This window comes from Novosphingobium resinovorum, from assembly GCF_036352595.1.
Classification (GTDB): Bacteria; Pseudomonadota; Alphaproteobacteria; order Sphingomonadales; family Sphingomonadaceae; genus Novosphingobium; species Novosphingobium resinovorum_B.
In genome coordinates this window covers 84,591-109,205 of the sequence record NZ_JAZFAX010000013.1, presented here as the reverse complement: position 1 = coordinate 109,205, position 24,615 = coordinate 84,591, and the positions used below count along the sequence as shown (strand labels likewise).

At 66.8% G+C, this 24,615-nt stretch carries 24 protein-coding genes; 12 read left to right on the top strand and 12 right to left on the bottom strand.

Annotated elements, in window-relative coordinates:
- Positions 1-24: 24 nt before the first annotated feature.
- Positions 25-522 (top strand): methylated-DNA--[protein]-cysteine S-methyltransferase, encoded by a 498-nt coding sequence (locus tag V2S85_RS14160; protein ID WP_330703486.1) that lies wholly within the window; start codon positions 25-27, stop codon positions 520-522.
- Between the two features lie 4 nt (positions 523-526).
- On the opposite strand, the gene V2S85_RS14155 is transcribed toward V2S85_RS14160, so the two are convergent.
- The 3 genes from V2S85_RS14155 to V2S85_RS14145 all read right to left on the bottom strand — a co-directional run bounded on the left by V2S85_RS14155 (position 527) and on the right by V2S85_RS14145 (position 3,126).
- A complete protein-coding gene (locus V2S85_RS14155; RefSeq protein ID WP_330703485.1) occupies positions 527-1,285 on the bottom strand; it encodes an SDR family oxidoreductase in 759 nt (252 codons plus the stop codon).
- Positions 1,286-1,412: 127 nt separating this feature from the next.
- Positions 1,413-2,333, bottom strand: a complete 921-nt coding sequence (locus V2S85_RS14150) for an SDR family oxidoreductase (RefSeq protein ID WP_330703484.1) — start codon at positions 2,331-2,333, stop codon at positions 1,413-1,415.
- A gap of 106 nt (positions 2,334-2,439) precedes the next feature.
- Positions 2,440-3,126 (bottom strand): TetR/AcrR family transcriptional regulator, encoded by a 687-nt coding sequence (locus tag V2S85_RS14145; protein WP_330703483.1) that lies wholly within the window; start codon positions 3,124-3,126, stop codon positions 2,440-2,442.
- 272 nt (positions 3,127-3,398) lie between these two features.
- Between V2S85_RS14145 and V2S85_RS14140 the strand changes: the two genes are divergently transcribed.
- The 7 genes from V2S85_RS14140 (at position 3,399) to V2S85_RS14110 (ending at position 11,950) form a co-directional block, all read left to right on the top strand.
- Positions 3,399-5,033, top strand: a complete 1,635-nt coding sequence (locus V2S85_RS14140; RefSeq protein WP_330703482.1) for a class I adenylate-forming enzyme family protein — start codon at positions 3,399-3,401, stop codon at positions 5,031-5,033.
- Positions 5,034-5,163: 130 nt separating this feature from the next.
- On the top strand, positions 5,164-5,925 hold the full coding sequence (locus V2S85_RS14135; RefSeq protein WP_008830392.1) for an SDR family NAD(P)-dependent oxidoreductase: 762 nt from the start codon (positions 5,164-5,166) through the stop codon (positions 5,923-5,925).
- Complete coding sequence (locus V2S85_RS14130; RefSeq protein WP_330703481.1) at positions 5,925-7,289, top strand: aromatic ring-hydroxylating dioxygenase subunit alpha; 1,365 nt, start codon at positions 5,925-5,927, stop codon at positions 7,287-7,289. Before V2S85_RS14135 ends, V2S85_RS14130 begins: the two co-directional genes overlap by 1 nt.
- Positions 7,290-7,314: 25 nt before the next feature.
- Complete coding sequence (locus tag V2S85_RS14125; protein ID WP_271182927.1) at positions 7,315-8,289, top strand: thiamine pyrophosphate-dependent dehydrogenase E1 component subunit alpha; 975 nt, start codon at positions 7,315-7,317, stop codon at positions 8,287-8,289.
- A 10-nt stretch (positions 8,290-8,299) separates the two neighbouring features.
- Positions 8,300-9,310: an alpha-ketoacid dehydrogenase subunit beta gene (locus V2S85_RS14120; protein ID WP_271182926.1), complete on the top strand. Its 1,011-nt coding sequence runs from the start codon at positions 8,300-8,302 to the stop codon at positions 9,308-9,310.
- A gap of 11 nt (positions 9,311-9,321) precedes the next feature.
- A complete protein-coding gene (locus V2S85_RS14115) occupies positions 9,322-10,773 on the top strand; it encodes a dihydrolipoamide acetyltransferase family protein (protein ID WP_330703480.1) in 1,452 nt (483 codons plus the stop codon).
- Positions 10,774-10,786: 13 nt separating this feature from the next.
- The gene (locus tag V2S85_RS14110) at positions 10,787-11,950 is read left to right on the top strand and encodes an acyl-CoA dehydrogenase family protein (protein ID WP_330703479.1); all 1,164 of its coding nucleotides are present in this window, start codon (positions 10,787-10,789) and stop codon (positions 11,948-11,950) included.
- Positions 11,951-12,081: 131 nt separating this feature from the next.
- Here V2S85_RS14110 and V2S85_RS14105 read toward each other — a convergent pair whose 3' ends face one another.
- From V2S85_RS14105 to V2S85_RS14080, 6 genes are all read right to left on the bottom strand, one after another.
- Positions 12,082-12,582 (bottom strand): MaoC/PaaZ C-terminal domain-containing protein, encoded by a 501-nt coding sequence (locus tag V2S85_RS14105; protein ID WP_330703478.1) that lies wholly within the window; start codon positions 12,580-12,582, stop codon positions 12,082-12,084.
- Positions 12,579-13,490 (bottom strand): acyl-CoA thioesterase, encoded by a 912-nt coding sequence (locus V2S85_RS14100; protein WP_330703477.1) that lies wholly within the window; start codon positions 13,488-13,490, stop codon positions 12,579-12,581. The genes V2S85_RS14105 and V2S85_RS14100 overlap by 4 nt, the downstream gene beginning before the upstream one ends.
- 214 nt (positions 13,491-13,704) lie before the next feature.
- A complete protein-coding gene (locus tag V2S85_RS14095) occupies positions 13,705-14,175 on the bottom strand; it encodes a VOC family protein (RefSeq protein WP_330703476.1) in 471 nt (156 codons plus the stop codon).
- Positions 14,172-14,978, bottom strand: coding sequence for an SDR family oxidoreductase (locus V2S85_RS14090; protein ID WP_330703475.1), 807 nt, complete (start codon positions 14,976-14,978; stop codon positions 14,172-14,174). The genes V2S85_RS14095 and V2S85_RS14090 overlap by 4 nt, the downstream gene beginning before the upstream one ends.
- Before the next feature lie 31 nt (positions 14,979-15,009).
- Positions 15,010-16,236, bottom strand: coding sequence for an aromatic ring-hydroxylating dioxygenase subunit alpha (locus V2S85_RS14085; RefSeq protein WP_330703474.1), 1,227 nt, complete (start codon positions 16,234-16,236; stop codon positions 15,010-15,012).
- Positions 16,237-16,404: 168 nt separating this feature from the next.
- A complete protein-coding gene (locus V2S85_RS14080) occupies positions 16,405-17,175 on the bottom strand; it encodes an enoyl-CoA hydratase/isomerase family protein (RefSeq protein WP_330703473.1) in 771 nt (256 codons plus the stop codon).
- Between the two features lie 53 nt (positions 17,176-17,228).
- On the opposite strand from V2S85_RS14080, the gene V2S85_RS14075 reads away from it, so the two are divergent.
- From V2S85_RS14075 to V2S85_RS14060, 4 genes are all read left to right on the top strand, one after another.
- On the top strand, positions 17,229-17,732 hold the full coding sequence (locus V2S85_RS14075) for a VOC family protein (RefSeq protein ID WP_330703472.1): 504 nt from the start codon (positions 17,229-17,231) through the stop codon (positions 17,730-17,732).
- Between the two features lie 164 nt (positions 17,733-17,896).
- A complete protein-coding gene (locus V2S85_RS14070; protein WP_330703471.1) occupies positions 17,897-18,733 on the top strand; it encodes a ThuA domain-containing protein in 837 nt (278 codons plus the stop codon).
- Positions 18,705-20,384: an AMP-binding protein gene (locus tag V2S85_RS14065; protein WP_330703470.1), complete on the top strand. Its 1,680-nt coding sequence runs from the start codon at positions 18,705-18,707 to the stop codon at positions 20,382-20,384. Before V2S85_RS14070 ends, V2S85_RS14065 begins: the two co-directional genes overlap by 29 nt.
- Positions 20,381-21,748 carry an MFS transporter gene (locus V2S85_RS14060; RefSeq protein ID WP_330703469.1) on the top strand — a complete coding sequence of 456 codons (1,368 nt, stop codon included), beginning with the start codon at positions 20,381-20,383 and terminating at the stop codon, positions 21,746-21,748. Before V2S85_RS14065 ends, V2S85_RS14060 begins: the two co-directional genes overlap by 4 nt.
- 134 nt (positions 21,749-21,882) lie before the next feature.
- Here the strand turns inward: V2S85_RS14060 and V2S85_RS14055 are convergent, their stop codons facing one another.
- The 3 genes from V2S85_RS14055 to V2S85_RS14045 are packed head-to-tail and all read right to left on the bottom strand — an operon-like array spanning position 21,883 to position 24,614.
- Positions 21,883-23,034, bottom strand: a complete 1,152-nt coding sequence (locus V2S85_RS14055) for a thiolase (RefSeq protein ID WP_330703468.1) — start codon at positions 23,032-23,034, stop codon at positions 21,883-21,885.
- A 3-nt stretch (positions 23,035-23,037) separates the two neighbouring features.
- Positions 23,038-23,409 carry a Zn-ribbon domain-containing OB-fold protein gene (locus V2S85_RS14050; protein ID WP_330703467.1) on the bottom strand — a complete coding sequence of 124 codons (372 nt, stop codon included), beginning with the start codon at positions 23,407-23,409 and terminating at the stop codon, positions 23,038-23,040.
- A complete protein-coding gene (locus tag V2S85_RS14045) occupies positions 23,406-24,614 on the bottom strand; it encodes a CoA transferase (RefSeq protein ID WP_330703466.1) in 1,209 nt (402 codons plus the stop codon). Before V2S85_RS14045 ends, V2S85_RS14050 begins: the two co-directional genes overlap by 4 nt.
- Position 24,615 lies beyond the last annotated feature (1 nt).

Below are 24,615 nucleotides of genomic sequence, written 5' to 3'. Positions count from 1 at the left end.
CGCGGCGGCGGCAAGGAGGCGCGGATGGAACAGCCTCTCTATCGCCGCACGATGCCGTCGCCGGTGGGCGAACTCACGCTGGTGGGCGGCGACGCCGGGCTGGTCGCGGTGCTGTGGGAGAATGATCGGCCGGACCGGGTTCCCCTCGGCCTGCTGATCGACGAAGAGCATCCGGTTCTAGCGGCCACGCAGACACAGCTGCGCGAATACTTCGCGGACGGGCGACGCGTGTTCGATCTGCCGCTGGATTTCCGGGGCACGGAGTTCCAGCGCAAAGTCTGGGCCGCGCTGCTGGAAATCCCCTTCGGCGAAACGCGCAGCTACGGCGAGATCGCGCGCGGGTTCGGCACTCCGGGTGCAAGCCGCGCGGTCGGCGCGGCGAACGGGCGCAACCCCATCTCGATCATCGCGCCGTGCCACCGGGTAATCGGCAAGAGCGGCAACCTCACTGGTTTCGCCGGCGGCATCGAGGCGAAAGCCTGGCTGCTGGCGATGGAGGAAGGGCAGCCGCTCCTGCTCTGACCGGTCAGAACGGCCTGATCGTCACGCCGTTGTCGATGACAAGCTCCGCGCCGGTGATGAAGCGGGATTCGTCCGAGGCGAGGAACAGCACCAGCGCCGCCACGTCCTTGGGATGGCCCGGCGTGCCGGGAGGCAGGACGCCGTCCGGGATTTCCTTCGGCTTGTCGAGGCGGCCTTCGGCGGTCTGCACCATCGGCGTCTCGATCGCGCCGGGATGCACCGAGTTGCAGCGGATCTTGTAGCCCTTTTCCTGGCACATCACCGCGACCGACTTGGTCATCGCCCGCACCGCGCCCTTGGCGGCGGAATAGGCGAAGAAGATCGGATAGCCGAGCAGGGCGCCGGTCGAACTCATGTTGACGATGGAGCCGCCGCTCCCCTTGTTCATCAGCGGAATCGCATGCTTGCAGCCCAGGAACACGCCGTCGGTCATGATCGCGCTGACCCAGCGGAACTGTTCGAGCGTGGTATCCTCGACGTCGGCGCTGAGCACCACGCCTGCGTTGTTCACCAGCACGTCGAGCCTGCCGAAGCGCGCCTCGATCTCCTGCATGACGGCGATCCACTGCCCTTCGTCCGCCACGTCGAGCGCCATCGCCAGCGCGCCGCCGCCGATGCGGTCGGCTACGGCGAGCGCGGTCTCCAGCTTCACGTCGGTGACGACCACGGTGGCGCCTTCACGGGCGAGCGCCTTGCAGTCCGCCGCTCCCAGCCCCGAGCCGCCGCCGGTGACCAGCGCGACTTTGCCTTCAACCCGGCCCATTCATCTCTCCTACTATTATAACGCTTCGTCATTGCGAGCGTAGCGAAGCAATCCAGGGCGGTTTCATGCTGCCCTGGATTGCTTCGCTACGCTCGCAATGACGATCGGCGAGGGCGGAGGGCGGCAGTCACGCCGCCCCATCCTCGCTGAAGTATTCCGGCATTCCTGCGGGCCAGATCACGCCCCACTGGGCCTGCCCGCCGTCCATGATGATGAGATCACCATTGATGAACCGCGCCGCCGGGGAGGCGAGGTAGGCGATCGCCTCGGCCACGTCCCAGGCATTGCCGCGCATCCGCATCGGGTTGGCCTTGTGGAAGCGCTTGAGCGCTTCTTCCGGGTACATGCGGAAGCCCTCGGTCTCGATCACGCCGGGGCCGATGCAGTTGACGCGGATGTTCCACTGCGACCACTCGGTGGCAAGCGTCTTGGACAGGTAGATCACCCCCGCGCGCGCCGCGCAGGTGTGCGCCGCCTGCGGCATGCCGCGCTCGACGTTGGCGACGATGTTGACGATGTTGCCCGGCTTGCCGTCCTCGCGCCAACGCTTGGCGGCTTCCTGCATCATCCACCAGGTCCCGTTGAGGTTGGTGTCGATCACCGCCAGCCAGCCCTTGCGCGTGAAGTCTATGGCGTCCTGCGGGAACTGCCCGCCCGCGTTGTTGACCAGCGTATCGAGCCCGCCGAAATGGTCGTGGACGGTGGCGATCAGCGCCTCGACGCCTTCGGGATCTCGGATGTTGGTCGGCACGGCGAGGACTTCCCTGCCGACTTCTTCGCGCACAAGGTCCACGGTGGTCTGCAGTTTTTCCAGGTCGCGCCCGCAGATCGCGACGTTTGCGCCCAGCTTCGCCGCGAGGAACGCCGCCGCCTTGCCCATCCCGCTGCCCGCGCCGGTGACGAGCACGGTCTGCCCGGCGAGCATGTCGTCGCGATAGATCGTAGCTTGCTGGCGCAGCGCCTCTTCGTCGAGGCCGCGCGCCGGACGGTCCGGGCCATCGTCTTCGGGGCGGAACACTTTCGCGGTGTAGTTGCTGGGCGCGTTCAAATCTCTTGTCCTCACGAATCGGGACAGAGGCCGACTTGCGCCGCGTTGATCCTCTGCCCGCCGCCACGGTAGCGGCGAGCGATCAAAAAGACAAACAAGATTGTTTTTACGAGGCGGCGGCGCCCTTGTGCCATGGCATCAGGGCACGGATCTGGTTCTCCAGATGCGCGAGCATGGCCGGGACCTTGGCCTTGTCCATGGCGCCGGTCTGCACCGCGATGGCCATGCCTTCGAGGATCGTCTGCGACAGGTTCATTGCCATGTCGAACTCGACGGGGGCATCGCGCCATTCGGGGAAGAGGGCATCGGCCTGCGCGTTGAAGCGTTCGCGGAATTCCTCCTGCAGCGGGAAGAGGATCGCGCCGAGGTCCTTGTCGGTGCGTGCCGCCACGGCAAGTTCGTGGAAGGCGATGAACGCGGGTTTCTGGACCTGCGCCCAGTAGACTTCCACCAGCGTGTCGACGTCGTGCTCCTCCGGCTTCTCGGCGGCGCGGCGGAAAGCGCGCAGGCGCTTTTCGTGCAGTTCGATGATCGTCGCCTTGATGAGCGCGGCGCCGTTCTCGAAGTGGTGCATCATCGCTCCGCGAGACAGGCCCGCCTCCTCGGCCACGCGCGGCGTCGTGGTGTTGGCGTAGCCGTGCTTGACGAGGCAGCGCACCGTCGCATCGATCAGCCGCGCGCGCGTCTGTGCCGCCTTGGTCGCCTGCAGGGTCGTGCCGCCATTCTTTGCGGGAGGCGCCTTGGGAGCGGCGGGCTTTGCAGTGCGGGTGGTGCGCGTGCGCGAAAGAGCCATGTGATTCGCCTGGAAAATGCTGTCGGCAGTGATTGTGGATTCAATCCGCTTACGCTCTGGACCGCCCGTTAGGCAAGCACCCGAAGGACCCGGATCGCGGCCATTCCTGCGGATATCGCCCCGCTGGCATCACCTTGCTGCGCCTGTAAACAAAACAGACATGACTGATTGTATTTTTCCCGCCGCTTGATAAGCTGGCGTCAAACACAGTTCGCATGATCGGGTGCTTTGCCGCGCGATCTGATAAGAGCACAGGACATGGGAGAGCGGGAATGGGCGATAGGCCGATCCTGACTATGGGCGAGATGGTGCGATCCTCGGCAGGCAAGTTCGGGGACCGGGATGCGATCGTGCTGCCGGACCGGCGGCTGACGTACACCGAACTGAACGAGGCGGCGCGCAGCTGGGCGCGGGCGTTCGTGGCGATGGGCGTGAAGCCCGGCGACAACGTGGGTCTGCTGCTGCCGACTTGCGTGGACTTCATCACCGCGTTCTACGGCATAACCATGGCGGGCGCCGTCGCGGTGCCGGTCAACGCGCGGTATCAGGCGAGCGAACTGGGCTTCGTCGCCGCCGACGCCGATCTCGTGACGATCATCACCATCGGCAAAGTCGCCGACGGTCTCGATTTCAGCGCACGTCTCGAAGCGGCGCTGCCCTCGCTGACGCAGGCGGAGGATCCCTGGGCGCTTGCCTTGCCCGAGGCCCCCCGCCTGCGCAGCATCGTGTGCCTCGACGACCGGTGCGCGCCTTACCTTGTTTCCGCCCGCGCGGCGCTGGGGGCGGGGCTGGAGACGCCCGAGGCCGAAGTGGATGCGCGGATCGATGCCGTTTCGCCGCAGGATACGGCGATGATCCTCTATACTTCGGGCACCACGGCCAATCCCAAGGGCGCGATGATCAGCCACCGCGCGCAAGTGGCGAACAGCCGCAATCTCGGTGTGCGCTACGAATGCACCGGCGAGGACAAGGTCTGGTCGCCGCTGCCGATCTTCCACATCGCCGGCATCCTGCCGATGACGATGATCCTCGACCTTGGCGGCGTCTACATGACGATCCCGCGCTTCGATGCCGGGGTAGGGCTGGCGATGCTGGGCAAGGAGGGCGCGACGATCGCCTATCCCAGCTTCGTCACGATCATGCAGGACCTCATCACCGACCCGACCTTCAAGGATACCGACCTGTCGAAGCTGCGGGTGATGAACTCCAACTTCGCGGTCCAGCCCGAATGGATCAAACTGGCGGTGGCCGAGGCCATGCCCCGCACCATCCAGGTCGGTACGTACGGGCTGACGGAAGGCGCGGGCACCGTCTCCACCAGCCGTCTTTCCGACAGCTATGACGTGCGCACCGGCCGCTGCGGGGTGCCGCTCGACGAGTGGAAGGTCCGCATCGTCGATCCCGAAACCGGCGAGGATTGCGGGCCGGGAGAGCAGGGCGAGATCGTGCTGGGCGGCCCGAACATCCTCAAGGGCTACTACAACGCCCCCGAAAAGACCGCCGAGGCCATCCGGGGCGGCTGGTTCTTCTCCGGCGACATCGGCTCGATCGACGCGGACGGCAACGTCATGTTCCATGGCCGTACCAAGGACATGCTCAAGGTCGGCGGCGAGAACGTCGCGGCGGCGGAGATCGAGGCCATGCTGCAGACTCATCCGGCGGTGAAGCTGGCGCAGGTCGTCAGCCTGCCGGACGACCGCTACTCCGAAGTCCCTGCCGCCTTCGTCGAACTCGCCGAGGGCGAGAGCGCCAGCGAGCAGCAACTGATCGACCACTGCAAGGGCCGCATCGCCAGCTTCAAGATTCCGCGTCATGTGCGCTTCGTCGCGGAGTGGCCGATGTCGACCTCCAAGATCCAGAAGTTCCGCCTGCGCGAAAGGCTGATCGCGGAGTTGCAGGCGGTTTGAAACCGAAAATAAAAAAGGCAGTCGTGATTGTCTTTTTTATTGCATCGTCCGGGGCGAGGGGCTTACAGTCCTCTCAAGACTTCAAGGCCGCACTCCGACTCCGCGGCCATACGGAACAAGGAAGAAGCGAATGGATCTGGGACTGGCGGGCAAGAAGGCGATCCTCGTCGGCGCGGCGCGCGGCATCGGCTACTCGGTGGCCGAAGTCCTGGCGCGCGAGGGCTGCGACATCGCGCTCACCGCGCGCAGCGAGGACAGCGTCAAGGACGCCGTCGCCAACCTTTCGAAGTACGGCACCAAAGTCGTCGGCAAGGCCGTCAACGCCAAGCAGCCCGAGGAATACAAGGCCTGGATCGACTGGGCGATCGAGGCGCTCGACGGCGTCGATATCCTCGTGCCGTTCACCTCGGCCGGCGGGGGCATGGGCAGCGAGAAGTACTGGTACAACGCCTTCGAGACCGATGTGATGGGCGTCGTCCGCGCGGTCGAGGGCGTGATCGAAAAGATGACCGAGCAGCAGCGCGGCGCGATCGTCCTGCTCGGCTCGACCTCGGTGGGCGAGGCGATGGGTGGTCCGCAGGCCTACAACGCGATGAAGGCCAGCCTCGTCACCTGGGGCAAGCAGCTGGCGCTGTGGCACGGCAAGAACGGCATCCGCGTCAACGTCGTCTCCCCCGGTCCGATCGAGTTCGAGGGCGGCAACTGGGACATGATCAAGGGCACGATGGAGAAGTTCTACGCTTCCCAGCTTCGCCAGCAGCCTTCGGGCCGCCTCGGCCGACCGGAGGAAGTGGCCAAGGCCATCGCCTTCCTCGCCAGCGACGCGGCCAGCTGGTGCAACGGATCGCACCTCGTCGTCGACGGGGGCTTCACCAACAGGACGCACTTCTGATGAAGCCGCATGTCATGGGCTGGGACCGGGCGTCGATGGACGTCAAGCGCGTCGTCGACGTGTTTCGCGTCGATCCCGAGTCCGTGGGCAACGGCACCCCGACGGAGCGTGCGCCCGATCCGGAGTTGGGCACCGACATAATCCCGGCCGCGCGCTATTACTCGCCCGAATTCATGAAGCTGGAGTGGGAGCGGGTCTGGACGAAGGTGTGGCTGCTGGGCGGCCGCTCCGACGATCTTAAGGAACCGGGCGACTACATCTGCACCGATATCGGCAAGGAATCCGTGCTGATCGTCCGGCAGGCGGATGGCTCGATCCGGGCCTTCCCGAACCTGTGCCTCCATCGCGGCAACCGCCTGCGTCCCGAGGGGCGCGGCAATGCCGAGAAGTTCCAGTGCATGTATCATCACTGGACTTACGGCCTCGACGGCAAGCTCGAGCATATCCCGGACTTGTGCACCTTCGTGCAAGGCGGCCCGGACGGCATGAAGCTGACGCCGCTGCCCTGCATCGAGTGGAACAGCTTCGTGTGGTTCTCGCTCGATCCGAACGTCGAGCCGTTCGACGACTTCATCGATCCGCTGAAGCGCCACCTCGAACCCTATCATCCCGAGCGGATGGCGTGGATGCGCGACATCACCGTCGAGTGGGACTGCAACTGGAAAACCTCGGTCGATGCCTTCAGTGAGACGTATCACGTCCAGGGCATCCACCCGCAGCTCAAGTGGTATCTCGATGATGTCAACGTGCAGATCGACTGCTACGGGAAGCACAACCGCTACCTGATCCCCTTCGCCGCGATATCCCCGCGCGTGGCGATGCCGAGCCAGATTCCGCCCGCGATCCACGAGATCATGGTGCATGCGGGAATGGACCCGGCCGAGTACGAAGGCCGCGTCTCCGACATCCGCCGCGACGTGCAACTGTTCAAGCGCGAGCATGGCGCAGCGCAGGGCAAGGACTATTCCGAACTCAATGACGAGCAACTGACCGACGACTATCACTACACGATCTTCCCGAACGTGTCGGTGAACGTCCACGCGGACGACGTCATGCTGTTCCGCCAGCGCCCGCACGCTACGGATCCGAACAAGATGTACTACGACATCTGGATGTTCGGCCTCGTCCCCGAGGGCGAGGAGTGGCCCGAGCGGGTCCGCCACCAGCGCTTCAAACATGGCGACAAGACCATCGGTCAGGTGCTCGATCAGGATGCCTTCAACTTGCCGACGGTGCAGACGGGCATGCAGTCGGACTTCTTCCCGGGCCTGCACATCGGCGATCAGGAACTGCGCATCCGCCACTTCCACAAGGTGCTGGACGACTACATCTACGGCGACGGCAAGCAGCCCGCCGACCTGTAATATCAATTCACGGGAGAAGCGGGCGATGCAACTGAACCGCGACGAACTGCTGGGCGCCTATCGCCGGATGAAGACCATCCGCGAATTCGAGGAACGCCTGCACGAAGAGATCAAGACCGGAGAGATCGGCGGCTTCACGCACCTCTATGCCGGGCAGGAAGCGGTTGCCGTGGGCATCTGCGACCAGCTGACCGTGGACGACAAGATCGTCTCCACCCATCGCGGCCATGGCCACTGCATCGCCAAGGGCTGCGACGTGAAGGGCATGATGAAGGAGATCTACGGCCGCGCCGGAGGTCTCTGCAAGGGCCGTGCGGGCTCGATGCACATCGCCGACCTCGAAGTGGGGATGCTAGGCGCGAACGGCATCGTCGGCGGCGGTGCACCGCAGGCGGTGGGCGCCGCGATCGCCGCGCGCATCGACGGCAAGGGCAGGGTGGGCGTCACCTTCTCCGGCGACGGCGCCTGCAACCAGGGCACCACTTTCGAGGCAATGAACCTGGCCGTCGTGACCAAGGTTCCGGCGATCTTCGTCTTCGAGAACAACCACTATTCCGAGCATACCGGCGATGCCTACGCCGTGGGCACCAGCAAGGACATCGCCAGCCGTGCCGAGGGCTTCGGGATGAAGGCCTGGCGGGCCAATGGCTGCGACTTCTTCGAGACTTATGCGGCCTTCACCGAGCTGCTCGAATATGTCCGCGCCGGCAATGGCCCCGCCGCGATCGAGCTGGATACCGAGCGCTACTACGGCCACTTCGAAGGCGATCCGCAGCGCTATCGCGGCAAGGGCGAACTCGATCGCATCCGTGCCGAGCGGGACTGCCTCAAGGCCTTCCGCGCCCGCGTCACCGGCGCCGCGCTGCTGACCGACGCCGATCTCGATGCGGTGGACGCCGAAGTCCTCGCCCTGATCGAGGAGGCCGTGGCCGAGGCGCGTGCCGACGAGCAGCCCGATCCCGCCACCGTCGCCGACGACGTCTACGTCGAATATTACTGAGGAACCGCAGATGGCCATCATGAACATCCGCGAGGCGATCGTCTCGACGCTGCACGCGGAAATGGAACGCGATTCCGACATCATCCTGCTGGGCGAGGACGTGGTGGGCGGCAACGGCACCGCCGGCGGCCCCGAGGCGATCGGCGGCATCTGGGGCACCAGCCCGGGGCTCTGGAAGAAGTTCGGGCCGGAGCGCGTGATCGACACCCCCATCAGCGAAAGCGCCATCATCGGCGCGGCGGCGGGCGCGGCGCTCTCGGGCAAGCGGCCGGTGGCCGAACTGATGTTCGCGGACTTCGTGGGCGTCAGCCTCGACCAGATCTGGAACCAGATGGCCAAGTTCCGCTACATGTTCGGCGGCAAGACCAAGTGCCCCGCCGTGGTGCGGCTGGTCTACGGCGCGGGGATGCAGACGGCGGCGCAGCACAGCCAGTCGGTCTATGCGATGCTGACGGCGATGCCCGGCCTCAAGGTGGTGCTGCCCACCACCCCGGCCGACGCCAAGGGCCTGCTGACCGAAGCGCTGCGCGGCGACGACCCGGTGATGTTCTTCGAACACAAGACGCTCTACGGCGTGAAGGGCGAAGTGCCCGAGGGCGATCACCGCCAGCGCTTCGGCGAAGCGCGCGTGGTGCGCGAGGGCGGCGACGTCACCGTGGTCGCCTGCGGGCGCATGGTGAACTTTTCCGAAAAAGCGGCGGATGCGGTGGCGAAGGACGGTATCGGCATCGACCTGCTCGACTTGCGCACCACCAGTCCGCTTGACGAGGACGCCATCCTGGAATCGGTGGAGCAGACCGGCCGTCTGGTCGTGGTGGACGAAAGCCCGCCGCGCTGCAGCCTCGCCGCCGACATCGCCGCGATGGTGACCGAGCGCGCCTTCACCAGCCTGAAGGCCCCGCCCGCGATGGTGACCGCGCCGCACAGCCCGATCCCCTTCGCCCGCAATCTGGAGCGCGCCTGGGTGCCTTCGCCGCAGAAGATCGAGGAAGCGGTCCGCCGCGTCCTCGCCTTCCGCTGAGGGGAGGGCACATGGCCAAACTCACTCCCTTCACGATGCCCAAGTGGGGCATCGAAATGGCGGAAGGCACGATCGCCGACTGGATGGTGGCCGAAAACGCCCCGTTCGAGCGCGGCGCTGTGCTCACGCTTGTCGAGACCGACAAGATCACCAACGAGATCGAAGCGGAAAAGGACGGCCGCTTCGTGCGCATCCTCGCCGAAGCCGGGCAGACCTACCCGGTCGGCGCGCTGCTGGCGGTGCTGAGCGACGGCGACGAAGCCAGCGCGGCGGAGATCGACGCGGTGATCGCGGCGTTCAGGCCGTCCGAAAGTGGCTTCGGGCCTGATGGTGACGATGCTGCACCCGCACCCGCACCTGCCGTGGAACCGGAAAGGCCCGCTACGCCCGCCGCGCCGCCGGTGCCCGAGGGCCTTGCCATCAGCCCCGCCGCGCTGGCGGAGGCGCAGCGCCTTGGCGTCGATCCGGCGACCGTCACCGGCACGGGCAGGGGCGGCCGCATCTTCGCGCAGGACGTGCATCAGGCCGCGCGGCCGGAGGCGCAGCCGCAGTTGGTTGGCGTTTTTGCGGCGACGCCGGAAAGCCCGGTCCTCTCCACCCCCGTCGCGCGGCGTCTCGCCAGCCTGCACGGGCTGGACCTCGCCACGATCAAGGGCTCCGGCGCGCGCGGCAAAGTGCGGCGTGACGACGTGCTGGCGATCGTCCAGCAGGCCGCCCCGACACCCGCGCGCCCTCCGGCGCCCGCCAGCGCGGCCCCGGCCCCCGTCGCGGCAGCGTCCGCACCGCGTCCGGCATCGGGCAATGTCGATGTCATGCCGATGTCCTCGATGCGCCGGACCATCGCGCGCAGGCTCACTGAGGCCAAGCAGCAGATCCCGCACTTCTACGTACGTCGCCGCGTCCGTGCGGACCGTCTTCTGGCGCTGCGCACTTCGCTGGGGTCGGACAAGCCCAGCGTCAACGACTTCATCGTCAAGGCCTGCGCTCTGGCGCTGATGGAAGTGCCCGCCGTCAACGTGCAGGTCCACGGCAACGACATCCACCGCTTCGGCTCGGCCGATGTTGCGGTGGCGGTGGCGACCGAGAAGGGCCTCGTCACCCCGATCGTCTTCGGGGCCGACGATCTCTCCGTGGCCGAGATCGGGAGTGTGATGAAGGGCCTCGCCCAGCGCGCCCGCAGCGGCAAGCTGAAGCCGGAGGAATTCACCGGCGGCAGCTTCTCGCTCTCCAACCTCGGCGGGTTCGGGGTCGAACAGTTCGACGCCATCATCAACCCGCCGCAGGGCGCGATTCTGGCGGTCGGAACCGCCCGGCCCGAGCCCATCGACGACGACGGCGCGATCCGCATCGTGCCGGTGCTCCACCTCTCCCTGTCGTGCGACCACCGTGCGATCGACGGGGCTGACGGTGGCCGCTTCATGGCCGCGCTCGCGAACCTCATCGAACAGCCCCATTTGCTCTGACGGAAAAGAAACGATGAACTTCAAGCTGACCGAAGACCAGCTCCAACTGCAGGAAGCCGCCCGCACCTTCGCCCGCGCCGAGCTGCCCGCCATCGCTGCCGAGCTGGAGCGCGACAACAAGCCGCCGAGCCGCGCGCTGGTCAAGCGCTATGCCGAGATGGGCTTCCTGGGCATCAACGTGTCGAGCGAACTTGGCGGCCTGGGTCTCGGCAACATTGAGGCGCTGATCGTGCTGGAGGAATTCGGCAAGATTTCCTCGGCGGTCGGCTTTCCGATCTTCGAAAGCTCGGTCGGCCCGGTCCGCGCGATCGAGCATTTCGGGTCCGACACGCTGAAGAAGCGCGTGGTTCCGGCCGTCTGCTCGGGTGACATGGTGGTGGCGGTCTCCATGTCCGAACCGGATGCGGGCAGCGCGCTGACCGACCTCAAGACCAAGGGCGTGGTCAAGGGCGACAAGCTGATCATCAATGGCACCAAGCGCTGGTGCTCGGGCGGTGGCCACTCGGACGCTTATGTCGTCTACTGCCGCCTTTCGGACGATCCGGGCGCAAAGGGCATCGGCGCGGTGCTGGTGGAAAAGGACGCGCCCGGCATCTCGTTCGGCCCGAACGAGGAGCTGATGGGCTTTCGCGGCGTGCCGTCGTCGGACATCAATTTCGACGACTGCGAAGTGCCGCTCGACAATATCATCGTGCAGGCGGGCGGCGGCTTCAAGAAGCTGATGGAAGCCTTCGACCTCGAACGCTGCGGCAATGCCACGATGTCGCTGGCGCAGGCATCGGGCGCGCTGGAGGACGTCAGCGTCTACGTTCAGGAGCGCAAGCAGTTCGGCAAGCCCATCGCCGAATTCCAGGCGGTGCAGATCAAGCTGGCCGAGATGCAGATGAAGATTGAGGCCGCCCGCCTGCTGATCTGGCGCGCCGCCTCGCTGGCCGAGGACGGGCTGCCTTCGGTGCTGCACAGCTCCACCGGCAAGTGCTTCGCGAACACCATCGCGCGCGAGGTGACGGGCGATGCGATGCAGCTCATGGGCGCTTACGGCTACTCCAAGGAGTTCCCGATGGAGCGCCGCCTGCGGGACTCGTGGGGTTGGGGCATCGCGGGCGGGGCGATCGATATCCAGAAGGTCAATATAGCCGGGGCCATGCTCGGGCGGCGGTTCGATCAGCGGCGGTAGGTGGCGGAGGGGGCTTCGACAAGCTCAGCCTGAGCGGGACCTGAAAAACTGCTCTCCACACCGCTCAGGCTGAGCTTGTCGAAGCCCCCTCGGTTACAGAGCCATGAGGGGGTGGCCCGGCACCCGCGCTTCTAGCGCGCGGTGCCGGCCATCCGCTCCCGCGCGCCGCGCGTGTAGACCAGGTTGATGCTGGTGAACGTCACCGCCTCGGTCCCGTCCTCCAGCACGACGGCGTAGCGCGTCATCGCCGTGCCGCGATCGGTGCGGGTCTTGGAGGGTTCAAGGCTGACGATCTCGCTGGTGACGTGGATCGTGTCGCCGGCCCGGATCGCGCGTTTCAAGCGCAGTTCGTCCCAGCCCACGCCGCAGACCCAGTCGATGTCCCAGTTTATCTCGTGGTCCATCTGCCGCCACAGCGCGAGGACGTGGATGCCGCTCGCCACCACTTCGCCGAAGACCGACTGCGCGGCGCTTTCCGGGTCGGTGTGGAACCATTGCGGATCGTACTTGCGCGCGAATTCCAGGATTTCATCCTGCGTCACCGTGCGCGGCGAGGAGCGGCGGAACTCGCCCAGTTCGAGGTCTTCGAACGTGCGATGGGGTCTGGCGGGGACGAACGGCTCGGAAGTCACAGCTTTCCTTCGCGTTTCTGGTCCAGCATCCGCGCGAGGCCCTGCTGACTGACGGTGGCGACGAGGGTGCCGTCGCGGCGGAAGATGTTGCCCCGGCCGAGCGCCAGCGCATCGGTCGCGGCGGGACTGTCCATCGCGTAGAGCATCCATTCGTCCACGCGGAAGTCATCATGAAACCAGATCGCGTGGTCGAGGCTGCTGCTTTGCAGGAAGTCGTTGGCCCAGCCGATGCCCAGCGGCCCCAGCGCCGTGTGGAAGATGTGCAGGTCCGTCGCATAGGCGAGCAGGCGCTGCTGCACATCCGGCGGGCCGTCCACGGTGCCGTTGAAGCGGAACCAGAAGTCGCGCGCCGCCGGGCGCACATCGCGCTCGTCGAAGGGGAACAGGCCGATCGGGCGCCAGTCCACCTGCTGGCGGCGGCGCCAGAACGGGCGGTGGCGTTCGGGGAGGCGGTCGCCGTAGGCCGCCACCAGTTCGGCCAGGCTGGTGAGGCCCTCGGGCGGGGGCACGTCGGGCATCGGGAAGCCGTGGCGGCCCGAGGCTTCGGGCGCCTTGAACGAGGCCATCAGGTTGATGATCGGCGCGCCGTCCTGCGTCATGCGCACGGTGCGGTTGGAAAAGCTGCGTCCGTCGCTTTCGCGGGTGACGGCGAAGTCCACCGGCCGGTCGATGAGCCCGGGCTGGAGAAAGTAGGCGTGCAGGCTGTGCGCCGCCTTGTCGTGCGGCACCGTCAGCCGCGCGGCGGCGAGGCATTGCGACAGCGCCATGCCGCCGTAGAGCCGCAGCAGCCCACTGGGGACCGGGGCGACGCGGAAGCTGTCGGGGCCGGTTTCCTCGAAGGCATAGGCGAGGCGGCGTTCGAGTTCGGGATCGTCGATATCGGGGTTGGTGTCAGGCAAGCAGTCCATCCAGTTTCATCATCCCGGACTTTGCTCCGGGACCGTGGGCCGTGTGACGCGGGGGGCTTCGACAAGCTCAGCCTGACCCTTCGACAAGCTCAGGGTGAGCGCGGTTAAGGTAAAGCTCTCAATTCCGCTCAGGCTGAGCTTGTCGAAGCCCCCGCCGCCAGCACTGACCTAAAGACCGCCCACGGCCCCCGAGCAAGTCCGGGATGCGAAGCGATCATGCCACGGCCAGCTTATCGAAGGCGAACCCGCAGTCCGGATCGACGATCTGCAGCAGTTCCACGACGTTGCCGTCGCAGTCCCGGCCATACGTCGCCCGCGTCGCCGCAGAGCCGCCGGGCGGACAGTTGAACTCCATGCCGAGGCCCGAGAGCCGTTCGTACTCGGCGAGCACGTCGTCGCAGTAGAGGCACAAGTGCGTGATTCCCCGGTCGCACATGCGTGGGTGGACCACTTGCGGGTCGTTGCTCGCATATTCGAAAACCTCGATATGCAGGTTGCCCAGCCGGATCATCTCGTAGCGGGCGCTGCTGTCCGTGAGGCCGACCATCGTGTCGATGCGCGTGTTGCCGGGTTGCCAGCCGCCCTTCTTGCCCGCCCGCTCGAAGCCGAACCAGCGCTGGTAGTGATCGACGAACCGTTCGAGGTCCGGCGTCGAGATGGCGAGATGATGGACGCCCCGGATCATGCCGCCTGACCCACTGCGGATTTGGCCGCCTTGACCGCCGAAACAATCTCGGCGTTCGTTGGATTGCGGCGCAAGGTGAGGCCGCCATTCACCTGCAGCACTTGCCCGCTCATGAAGCAGGCGTCACTGGCGAGCCACGAGACGGCCTCGGCGATATCCTCGCTGGTGCCGACCCGGCCGAGTGGATACTCCTTGGCAAAAGTATCGATTATCGCATTGTTCCTGGCGGCTTTCTCGGTCATCGGCGTGGCCGTGAAGCCGGGCGCGACCGAGTTGGCGCGGATGCCGCGATGGCCGAATTCGTTGGCGACGCAGCGGATGACGTGGTCGGCACCGGCCTTGGTGCCCATGTAGGCGGCGTGGTCCTCCAGCATGATCGAGGCGGTGGCCGAACTGATCTGGATCAGCGAGCCGCCGTCACGCATCACCCGCAGCATCGCTTGGTAGAACAGGATCGCGCCGGTGAACTGCAGAGCGGTCATCCGTTCGATCTCGGCTTTGGTAGTGTCGAGGAAGGGTTTCAGCAGGCCCCAGCCGGTGGCGTTCACGGCGATGTCGATGCCGCCGTAGGCCGCCTTCGCGGTGTCGCCAAGGCGAGCGAGGGCGTCCTCGTCAGTCATGTCGCAGCCGGAGACGGCCAGCCCGCCGATCTCGGACGCGAGGCGCTCCAGTTCCTCAGCCCTGCGGCCTGCAACGATGACCGTCGCGCCATCGGCGGCGAGGCGACGCGCGATCACTTGCGCCATGTTGTCCCGGTTCGCCGCGCCGACGACGACGGCGACCTTTCCAGCCAGTCCGGCCATGTATTCTCTCTCCCGACAGGTTCTTTTTTGGTCAGTCCCTCTGGACCCAGTCGCCGAGCACCTGTTCGACCCGGGCGTGCCCGGGAACCTGGTTGAGCCCGATGCGGCGGTCGAGTTCCTCGTGCCAGTGGTAGATGCGGCGCTCCTGATAGTTCAGCGGCATCCCCTTGAATCCCGGGCTTTCCAGCGATTCCTGGATTTGCGGGGCATATTGCAGGTCTTCGTAGAGAATCCGCTCCCAGTTGCTCAGGCGCATGGGCCAGAGCGGATGCGGGTTCTCGGGATCGTGACCGGGCGCCAGCCAGCTTGAAACCACGCGCGTGCGTTTGGTGCCGATCGGCCAGAACTGGAGGATCGGAATGCCGGTGGGGGCAGGGGGCATGATGAAGTTGGGATAGATCTGGTAGCTGACATTGTTCTTCGCCGGGAATTCGGTGATCGAGGGGATCTCCGGCATCCCGACGGTGCCGGGATCGACCCAGTCCGGCCGCCGGTTCGGCGTCGCCATGCGGCTGTGGCCGTTCGGCCAGAGCGTGATGATCATAGCGCGGTGATCGAGGAAGCGGTCCACCGTGTTCATGTGAATCGACTTGATGTGGTAGACTTCGAGGAAGGCGTCGAGCAGGACCTTGACGTTGCAGTCCACCTCGTAGCTGCGGCTGTCCACGAGGCGCAGCTTCTCAAGCTCGAACTGTTCGAGCTGCTCCGCCATCGGGCCGATGTGCTCCATCAGCGGCTGCGCCTCGGGATCGCGGTTGATGAAGATCAGCGAGCCCAGCAGTTCACAACGCACCTGCACCAGCGAGCGGCACGACATGTCGAAATCGACGAAGTCGCGCTTGTCGCGCACCGCCGTCAGCTTGCCGTCGAGGGTGTAGCTCCAGCCGTGATAGCCGCAGACGAAGCCGCGCCCTTCGCCCGCTTCCTCGGTGACGAGGGGGGCACCGCGATGCTGGCAGGTGTTGTAGAACGCCTTGACCTCGCCTTTCAGGTTGCGCGCGACGATGATCGGGACGCCCGAATTGCGGGTCAGGAACCAGGAGCCCGGATTTGGCACCTGATCGGTGTGGCCCGCATAGAGCCACGCCTTGTCCCACATCATCTCGCGTTCGAGGCGCAGGAATTCGGGATCGGTATAGCGCGCGCCGGGGATGTCGGGCAGCTTGGGGAACCCTTCGGGCGGGCCCTTGCGATCGCGCTCGTAATCCATGCGCGCGAAATCGTTCCCGGGGGTTTGATCTGTGACCAGATCGAGCATCGGCCTTCTCTCCCTTGCCTATCGTCCCGATGTCCGGGCCCGGCCAGACCTAATCAAAAAACAGACATGAATGTTTGATTCTGTCGATGTGATGCTTGCGATCCTACCTCCGGCACGATAAAACAGTCAACAGTGATTGTAATTATGCAGCCTTGCGGGGAGGGTCGATCAGGCCTGGCCGAACCGGGCGCCGCGCTTCTGGGCGTAGGCGGCGATGCCTTCGCGGCTATCGGCGCTGGCAAGGGTGGCCTTGCCCCAGGCGTTGCCGACGGCAAGCGCCTGCGCGGTGTCCATGCCGGTGGACAGTTCGTAGAGTTCGCGCCCGTTGTTGATCGCCTGCCAGCTGTTCGCCAGCATCGCCTGCGTCACTTCCAGCGCGCGGTCCAGCAGGCGTTCGCCGGGCACCACTTCGGTGACGACACCAAGGTCATAAAGCCGGCGCGCGGGCAGCAGTTCGCCGGTCATTATCATGGCGAGCGCGGTGGCGCGCGGGACTTGCGCCGCCAGCCGCTGGATGCCGCCGGCGAAGGCGAAGAGGCCGCGCTTGACCTCGCTCACGCCCATCAGCGCGTGTTCGGCGGCGAAGACCATGTCGCAGGCCATCATGATCTCGAACCCGCCCGCGACGGCCGTGCCGTTGATCGCGGCGATCAGCGGCTTGGTGCGGCGGCGTTCGGTGATGCCGCCGAAGCCGCGTCCGGGGATAAGGCCGTGCCCGGCGCCGATGCGCTCGGCTTCCTTGAGGTCCATGCCGGCGCAGAAAGCGCGGGTGCCGGTGCCGGTGACGATCATGGCGCCCACTGCCGGGTCGGCCTCGGCCGCCGTGATCGCGGCGTCAAGCGCGTGGGATGTCGCCGCGTCGAGAGCGTTGCGCGCCTCTTCGCGGTCGATGGTCAGCAGGCATACGGGGCCACGGTGTTCGACGATCAGGCCGGTCATGACGGTTCTCTCCCGAAAAGAGGCGTCGCCGTTCATGAATTCGGCGATTCGCGATGCGTTGTTGCCAAGCGATAATACGGAAAGTGGATGAATTGAAAGTCTTTGAAAATCTGCATCATCATGGTCTGATCGTCGATGATATCCGTCGATCGATGGATATACTGGGTGAAGAACTTTCAGTGGATTGGGCGCCGATCCGGAAGTTCGATCCCCTGCGTGTCTGGTTGCCGGATTCCGGCTGGTCCGAGGCGCATCTTACAGTGACTTATTCGCGGCAGGGGCCGCTTCACTACGAACTGATCGAGATGGTTCCGGGCGGCGCCTACGAGGCGCTGCGCGCGGTGTCGCCCGCGCACGTCGGCGCCTGGGTGGCCGACGTCGGAGCCGAGGTGGAGGCGCTGCAGGCCGAGGGCTGGCGGTTGATCGCGGCGGGCGCCTCGCCCGGGCATCGGCATGGGCAGATGGCCTACATGGTGAAAGGGCAGGGGCCGGTGCTGGAACTCGTGGGCGAACCGATCCGGCCGATGATCGAGGAATGGATCGCTGCATCGGCCTGACGCGGTGCACTTGATGAGGATAACTTATTTATATAGCGTCATGGTACAGGAGATTCGTAACCGGCCGGATAAGCGATCCATCCGACGCCGGGTGAAATGTGATCTCGATAATTAAGACTAGCTGAATTGCGGCGCATTGCGCTGCCGAGAAGCGGGAGAGCGGCTTGCCGCACAAACTGGAAGTCTTCGTGGCCACCAAGGGTCATGCGTTTCGTCGCGACGCCTTCGAGGGCATGCTGCGCGCGATCGGGGTGGAGCCGACGATGGTCGACCAGCCCGCCGCCGCCATGCTGATGGAGCCGCGGGCGATGGCGCGGTTCGACGCGGTGCTGCTTTATGACATGCCGGGCATGGATTTTCGCGCGCCCGTCGCCGAGCGGCCCGGCTTCCTGGAACCGGGCGCGGCGCTGCGCGAGGGCTTCGCCGCCCTGCTGCGCGAAGGCAAGGGGGTGGTCGCGCTGCACCACGCGCTCGCCGGCTGGCCCGGCTGGCCGGAGTACGGCGATGCGCTGGGCGGGCGGTTCCTCTACAAGCCGGCGGCCGGCAGCGGCGGCTCCGGCTACGTGCCGGACGCGCGGTACACGGTGCGCGCCGCCTCGGACCATCCGGTGCTGGCGGGGCTGCCCGAGCGCTTCGATCTCGACGACGAACTCTACGTCTGCGTGCGGCAGCCCGATCCGCAGGCGGTGCCGCTGCTGCGGCGCGAAGGTCCGCTCGATCCCGGCCGTGTGCTCTCGGCCATGCACGCGGTGCGCCGCGTGCCGCAGGGCGACTGGCAGCCCCCCGCCGACGATCCGGTGATCGGCTGGGCGAAGGCCGTGGGGGGCAGCCCGCTGGTCTACCTCCAGCCCGGCGACGGGCCGCAGACTTACGAGAATGAAAACTACCGCCTGCTGCTGGGCAACGCGCTGCGCTGGGTGGCTTCGCCGCAAGCACGCGCCTGGGCCCGGAGCAGGACGAGAGGAGATCGGGATGAAGGACGCAATGCTGATGGACCATGACCAGACCGCCCCGGCCGAGGCCGCGCTCGATCCGCAGACGGTGGGCGGCACCCTGGCGGCCGCCGCGCGCATCCACGCCGGATCGGAGGCGCTGATCTACGACGGTCGCCGCGCGACATATGCGCAACTGTTCGAGGAAGTGATCGAGCGTGCGCGTGGGCTGATCGGCCTCGGCATCGCGCCGGGGGATCACGTCGGCGTGCTGATGCCCAATTGCTGGGATTACGTGGTCCTCTACTACGCCATAAACCTCGTTGGTGCACGCTCGGTGCTGTTGAACGCACGTTATCGGCCGGACGATCTCGCTTACGTGATCCCCAAGGCGCGGCTGCGCTTCCTTTTCGTGGGCGGGCATGCGTGGCGGCATTGCGACTATCGGCCGATGCTGGCGAGCGCGTTTCCCGGGCTTGCCACCGGCCCCCGCGATCCCGCCGCGCCGGACCTCGCGCAGGTGTTGGAACTCGGCGACGAGCGGCCCGGCGCGTGGCCCGGCACGGCGGCGCTCGATGCAGCGGCGGCGGGCGTGACGCGGGACCAGGTCCTGGCCCGCGCGGCCGGAGTACGGCCGCAGGACGTGGGGCTGATGATCTTTTCCTCGGGCACCACGTCGCGGCCCAAGGCCTGCATGCTCACCCACCTTTCGCTGTGCCAGACCGGCGCGGCGATGGCCGAGCGGTTCCGCTTCACGCCTGAGGACAAGGTATGGGATCCGCTGCCGCTGTTCCACATGTCCACGATCCTTCCACTGGCGGGCTGCCGGGCGACCGGGGCCTGCTTCATGGGCATGGGCCACTTCGACGCCGACAGCGCGATGGCGCTGCTGATCGCCGAGCGGCCGACTGTCCACTACGCGGGGTTCCCCACCATCGTCGGTGCGCTGGTGACGCATCCGGACTTCGCGCGCTACGACCAGTCGCGGCTGCGCATCAACCATGTCGTCGGCCCGCCCGACCTGCTGCGCCGCTATGCGCTGGCCTTCCCAGGAGCGGTGCCGCTCAACAGTTACGGCCTGACGGAAGCTACCGGGGTACCGTGCTACAGCGACCTCGACGACCCGCAGGACTTGCTGTTCGAGACCAACGGCCGCGTCTTCGACGGCATGGAGGTGCGCGTCGTCGATGCCGCCGGCGCGGTGGTGGCGGACGGCGTCGCGGGTGAGATCGTGCTGCGCGGTTATGCGATCTTCGCGGGCTATTACGACGATGACCCGGCGACCGCCGCCGCCGTAACCCCGGAGGGCTGGCTGCGTACCGGCGATCGGGGCCGCATCGGTCCGGGCGGCCGGGTGATTTACGACGGGCGGGTCAAGGACATGCTCAAGATCGGCGGCGAGAACGTCGCGGCGGTGGAACTGGAAAGCTTCCTGATGACACACCCGGCGGTGAAGATGGCGCAAGTCATCGGCGTCCCTGACGACCGGCTGATGGAAGTCGCCGCCGCTTATATAGAAGTGAACCCCGGCGGAGAGGTTTCCGCCGAGGAACTGGTGCGCCACTGCATCGGCCGCATCGCCAGCTACAAGATTCCGCGCTACGTCCGCTTCGTCAGCGAGTGGCCGATGAGCGCCACCAAGGTGCAGAAGTTCGAACTGCGCGAGAGCTTCCTGCCCGACGGCAGGATCGACGTCGCCGCACTGGCGAAAGGCGCATGAGCGCCGCGGCGGTGCTGCGCGCCGACGCGGCGGAGGAACCGGCCGCGCCCGTCCTCCCGCCCGAACCCGCACCCACGCGTGCGGCGTGGTATCTCATCTTCGTGCTGACGCTGGCCTACACCGTCAGTTTCGTGGACCGGCAAGTGCTCAACCTGCTGATCGGGCCGCTCAAGGCCGACTTCGGGTTGTCCGACACGCGGCTCAGCCTGTTGCAGGGGCTGGCCTTCACCACCGCCTACATCCTGTTCAGCCCGGTATTCGGGCGCATGGCCGACACCGGCAGTCGCAAGGCGCTGCTGATCGGCGGCATCGGACTGTGGAGCCTGGGCACGAGCCTCTGCGGCCTCGCGCGGGGGTACTGGCAGCTGTTCTTCGCCCGTGCGGCGGTGGGCGGGGCGGAAGCGAGCCTGACGCCGGCGGCATGGTCGATCATCGCCGACAGCTTCCCGACCCGAATGATCCCGCGCGCCTTCAGCATCTTCCTGATGGGGCCATATATCGGCGGGGGACTCGCCCTGATATTCGGCGGCCTGCTGCTGGAGGCGGCGCAAGGCTGGGAACTGGGCGCGGTGCCATATCTCGGTGCGCTGCGGCCGTGGCAGGTGGTGTTTCTCATCGCCGGCTTGCCGGGCTTCGCGATCATGCTGCTGATGCTGCGCATCCGTGAGCCCGCACGCAAGCTGGCGGCGATGGAGACCCGGCCGGAGCGCATGCCCTTCGCCGAAGTCTGGCGCACTCTCGCCGAGCACCGTGACTTCTATGGCAATTTCTATGCGGGCATGGCCTCGCTGGTGATCGTGCTCTACGCCTTTCCGGCGTGGATGCCGGCGATGCTGATGCGCCGCTTCGGAGCGAGCGCGGCCGAGGTCGGCGTGGAGTACGGCGTCGCGGTGCTGGTCACCGGCTCGATCGGGGTGCTGGCCGGGCCAGTCATCGCCGAGCGGCTGCGCCGCGCCGGGCGCATCGATGCACTGATGCGGGTGCCGTTCTTCGCGGCACTGGCGCTGGTGCCGATCTCGCTGTCGCTGGCCTTCGTGCCCAGCTACGGCTCCGCGATGGTTGTGGCGACGCTGGCCAGCTTCGCCTATTCCCTGCCGCAGGCGCTGGCCTCCTCTGGCCTGCAGATGGCGACGCCCAACCGGATGCGGGGGATATCCTCGTCGGTTTACGTCTTCGTGGCCAGCGTCATGGGCCTTGGCGCGGCGCCGACGATCGTGGCGCTGCTGACCGACCACGTCTTTGCCGACGAGCGCAGCGTCGGGCTGTCGCTGTCGGTGACCTGTGCGGGCGCAGCGGCGCTTTCGGCCTTCTTCGTGGGGCGCGCGCTGAAGGGGTATCGGCGGATACTGGCGGTGGGGACTTGAGACTGAGACGTCATCCCGGCGCATGCCGGGACCGCGGGCAAATCTTGAGGCGATAGCTATCGTCGGGGCTTCCTGACGCGAGAGAGGCGCCTAAAGACGGCCCGCGGTCCCGGCATGCGCCGGGATGACGAGCCCTACAAGGTCGCCATGCTTCCCAGCACCACCGTCGCCTGGCTGGACAATGTCCCGCCGTTGCCGTGGGCCAGCGCGACATCCGCCCCGTCGATCTGGTTCGCCGCCTCGCCCCGGATCTGGCGCGCGGCCTCGATCACCGCGAATAGGCCGTACATGCCGGGATGGCAGCACGAGAGGCCGCCGCCGTTGGTGTTCACCGGCAGGCTGCCTCCCGGTGCGATGGCGCCGCTGCTCACGAAGCGACCGCCTTCGCCCTTGGGGCAGAAGCCGAGGTCTTCGAGGAACAGGATCGTGTTGATGGTGAAGGCGTCGTAGAGCTGCGCCGTGCGGACGTCGCGCGGGGTCACGCCCGCCATCGCCATCGCCCTTGCGCCGGATTCCTTCGCGGCGGTGACCGTCACGTCCTTCGACTGGGCGACCGAGTTCCACCATGTCGCGGCGGCCGCGCCCAGCAGCGGCACCGGCGGCCGCGCCAGATCGCGCGCACGGTCGGTCCGCGTCATCACGATCGCCGCCGCGCCGTCCGTCACGAGGCAGCAGTCACGCACCGAGATCGGCGTGCTGACCATCCGCGCGGACAGGCAGTCCTCCAGCGTCAGCGGCCCGCGCGCGAAAGCCTCGGGGTTGGTGCGTGCCCATGCCCGCGCGGACAGTGCCACGGTGGCGAGGTCTTCGCGGGTGGTGCCGTACTGGTGCATGTGACGGGCCGCCGCCAGCGCATAGCCGGTGAGCGGGAAGATCGGCGCATAAGGCGCGTCCCACTGGTTGCTGGTGATCTTCGTCGCCAGCTTGCCGCCGGCGCTGCGCTGGTTCGAGCCATAGGCGATCAGCGCGCAGTCGATGTAGCCCGCCTCCAGCATCAGCGCGGCGCTGGCCATGTGGCTCATGAACGCCGAGCCGCCGGTGCGGTTGTTGTCGGTATAGCGCGGCTGGAGGCCGAGGTATTCGGCGAAGGACAGGCCGGCGAAGAAGTCGTCGGGCTGGCAGATGAACAGTGCGTCGATCTCCGGTAGCGTCAGCCCGGCATCGGCGACGGCGAGCAGGGCGGCTTGCACGGTCAGTTCCATCGAGCTGTAGCCGGGCGTTTCGCCCACGCCGAAGGTGGCGAGCCCGGCGATGGCGGTGCGGGCGCGGGGGAAGGTGTCGGTCATGGCTCAGTCCTCCACCGGCCGGAACAGCAGCAGCGGCGCCTCGCCGTCGTGGTCCACGAACGCCTCCACCCGCATGCCGATCGCCAGCGTCTCGGGCGTCACGCCTTCCACCCGGCTCATCAGCCGCGCGCCTTCGTCGAGGTCTATCAGTGCGACGTGGTAGGGCTCCGCAGGCGGCTTCCGGCTGATCCACGAGAGCGTATAGACCCGGCCGCGCCCCGAAGCCTCGAACCATTCGAGCGGCGCGCCGGTGCCCGGTGCGGCCAGGCGCGGGGGGAACACCGCGCTGCCGTCCGGCGCGCGCTGGAGCAGCAGGCGGCCTTCCGCCAGCGCGCCGCGCCAATGGGCTTCGGGGAAAGGGGCCTCGGGGCTCATGCCGCGCTCCTTACCGCGCCGCGCGCCTGCAACCCGGCGATCTCCTCGGCCGAGAAGCCCGCCTCGCGCAGCACGTCGAGGCTCTCGCCGCCCAGTGCCGGGCCGGGATCGCCGATCGCGCCGGGGGTTTCGGAGAACGTCGTCGGGATGCCGGGGAAGCGCAGGGTGCCTTGCGAAGTCTCGCGCTCCTGCCAGAACCCGGTCTCGACGAGGTGCGGGTCATCGAGCAGTTCGGTCAGGCTGCGGATCGCGGTGGCGGGGATGTGGACCTGCCGGAACAGTTCCACCCATTCCCCGGTGGTGCGCGTCTCGATCACCTCGGCCACTTTGGCGAGGACGGCGCCGATGTTCTGGGTGCGCGATCGCATCGAGGCGAACATTGCGTCTTGCGACCATTCGGGATTGCCCAGCGCGTCGAAGAAGGCGCGCCAGTGCTTGTCGTTGTAGATCATCACCCCGATGTGACCGTCCGCCGTGCGATAGGGTCGCCGCGCTTCCGACGTCGCGCGCGGGTATTCGGGCGGGCCTTCGGGCGGCACGAAAATCGATCCGCACAAGTGCTCGACCATCGCGAAGGACACCAGCGTTTCGAACATCGGCACCTCGATCTCCTGCCCGATCCCGCTTTTTTCGCGCGCATAGAGCGCCGCGATCACCGAGTAGGCGCCCGTCAGGCCGGCCACCTTGTCGGCGATCACGGTCGCGGCATACGTCGGCTGCCCGCCCGACAGCCGCGCCTGCAGATCGACGATGCCCGAGGCCGCCTGGACGATGTCGTCGTAGGCGGGATAGTCGTGGTAAGGCCCATTTCGGGCGAAGCCGTAGAGGTTGGCGTAGATGATCGTCGGGTTCGCGGCCTTCAGCGCCGCGTAGTCCAGCCCGAGCCGCCCGATCGCGCTGGAGCGCATCGAGTGGATGAACACGTCCGCGCTTTCCGCCAGTTTCAGCAACGCCGTACGCGCTTCACCCTGCTTGAGGTCGAGCACGATCGAGCGCTTCCCCCGGTTGACGTTGAGGAACATCGCCCCGCGCGAGGCGTCCGGCCCCGGCGGGATGAAGCGCGTGGTGTCGCCCTGCGGGCTCTCCACCTTGACGACGTCGGCGCCGAGGTCGGCGAAGATCTGCGTCGCGTAAGGCCCCATCAGCACGCTGGTGAGATCGAGTACCCTGACGCCTGCGAGGGGGCCTTTGCCCTTGCCGCTCATG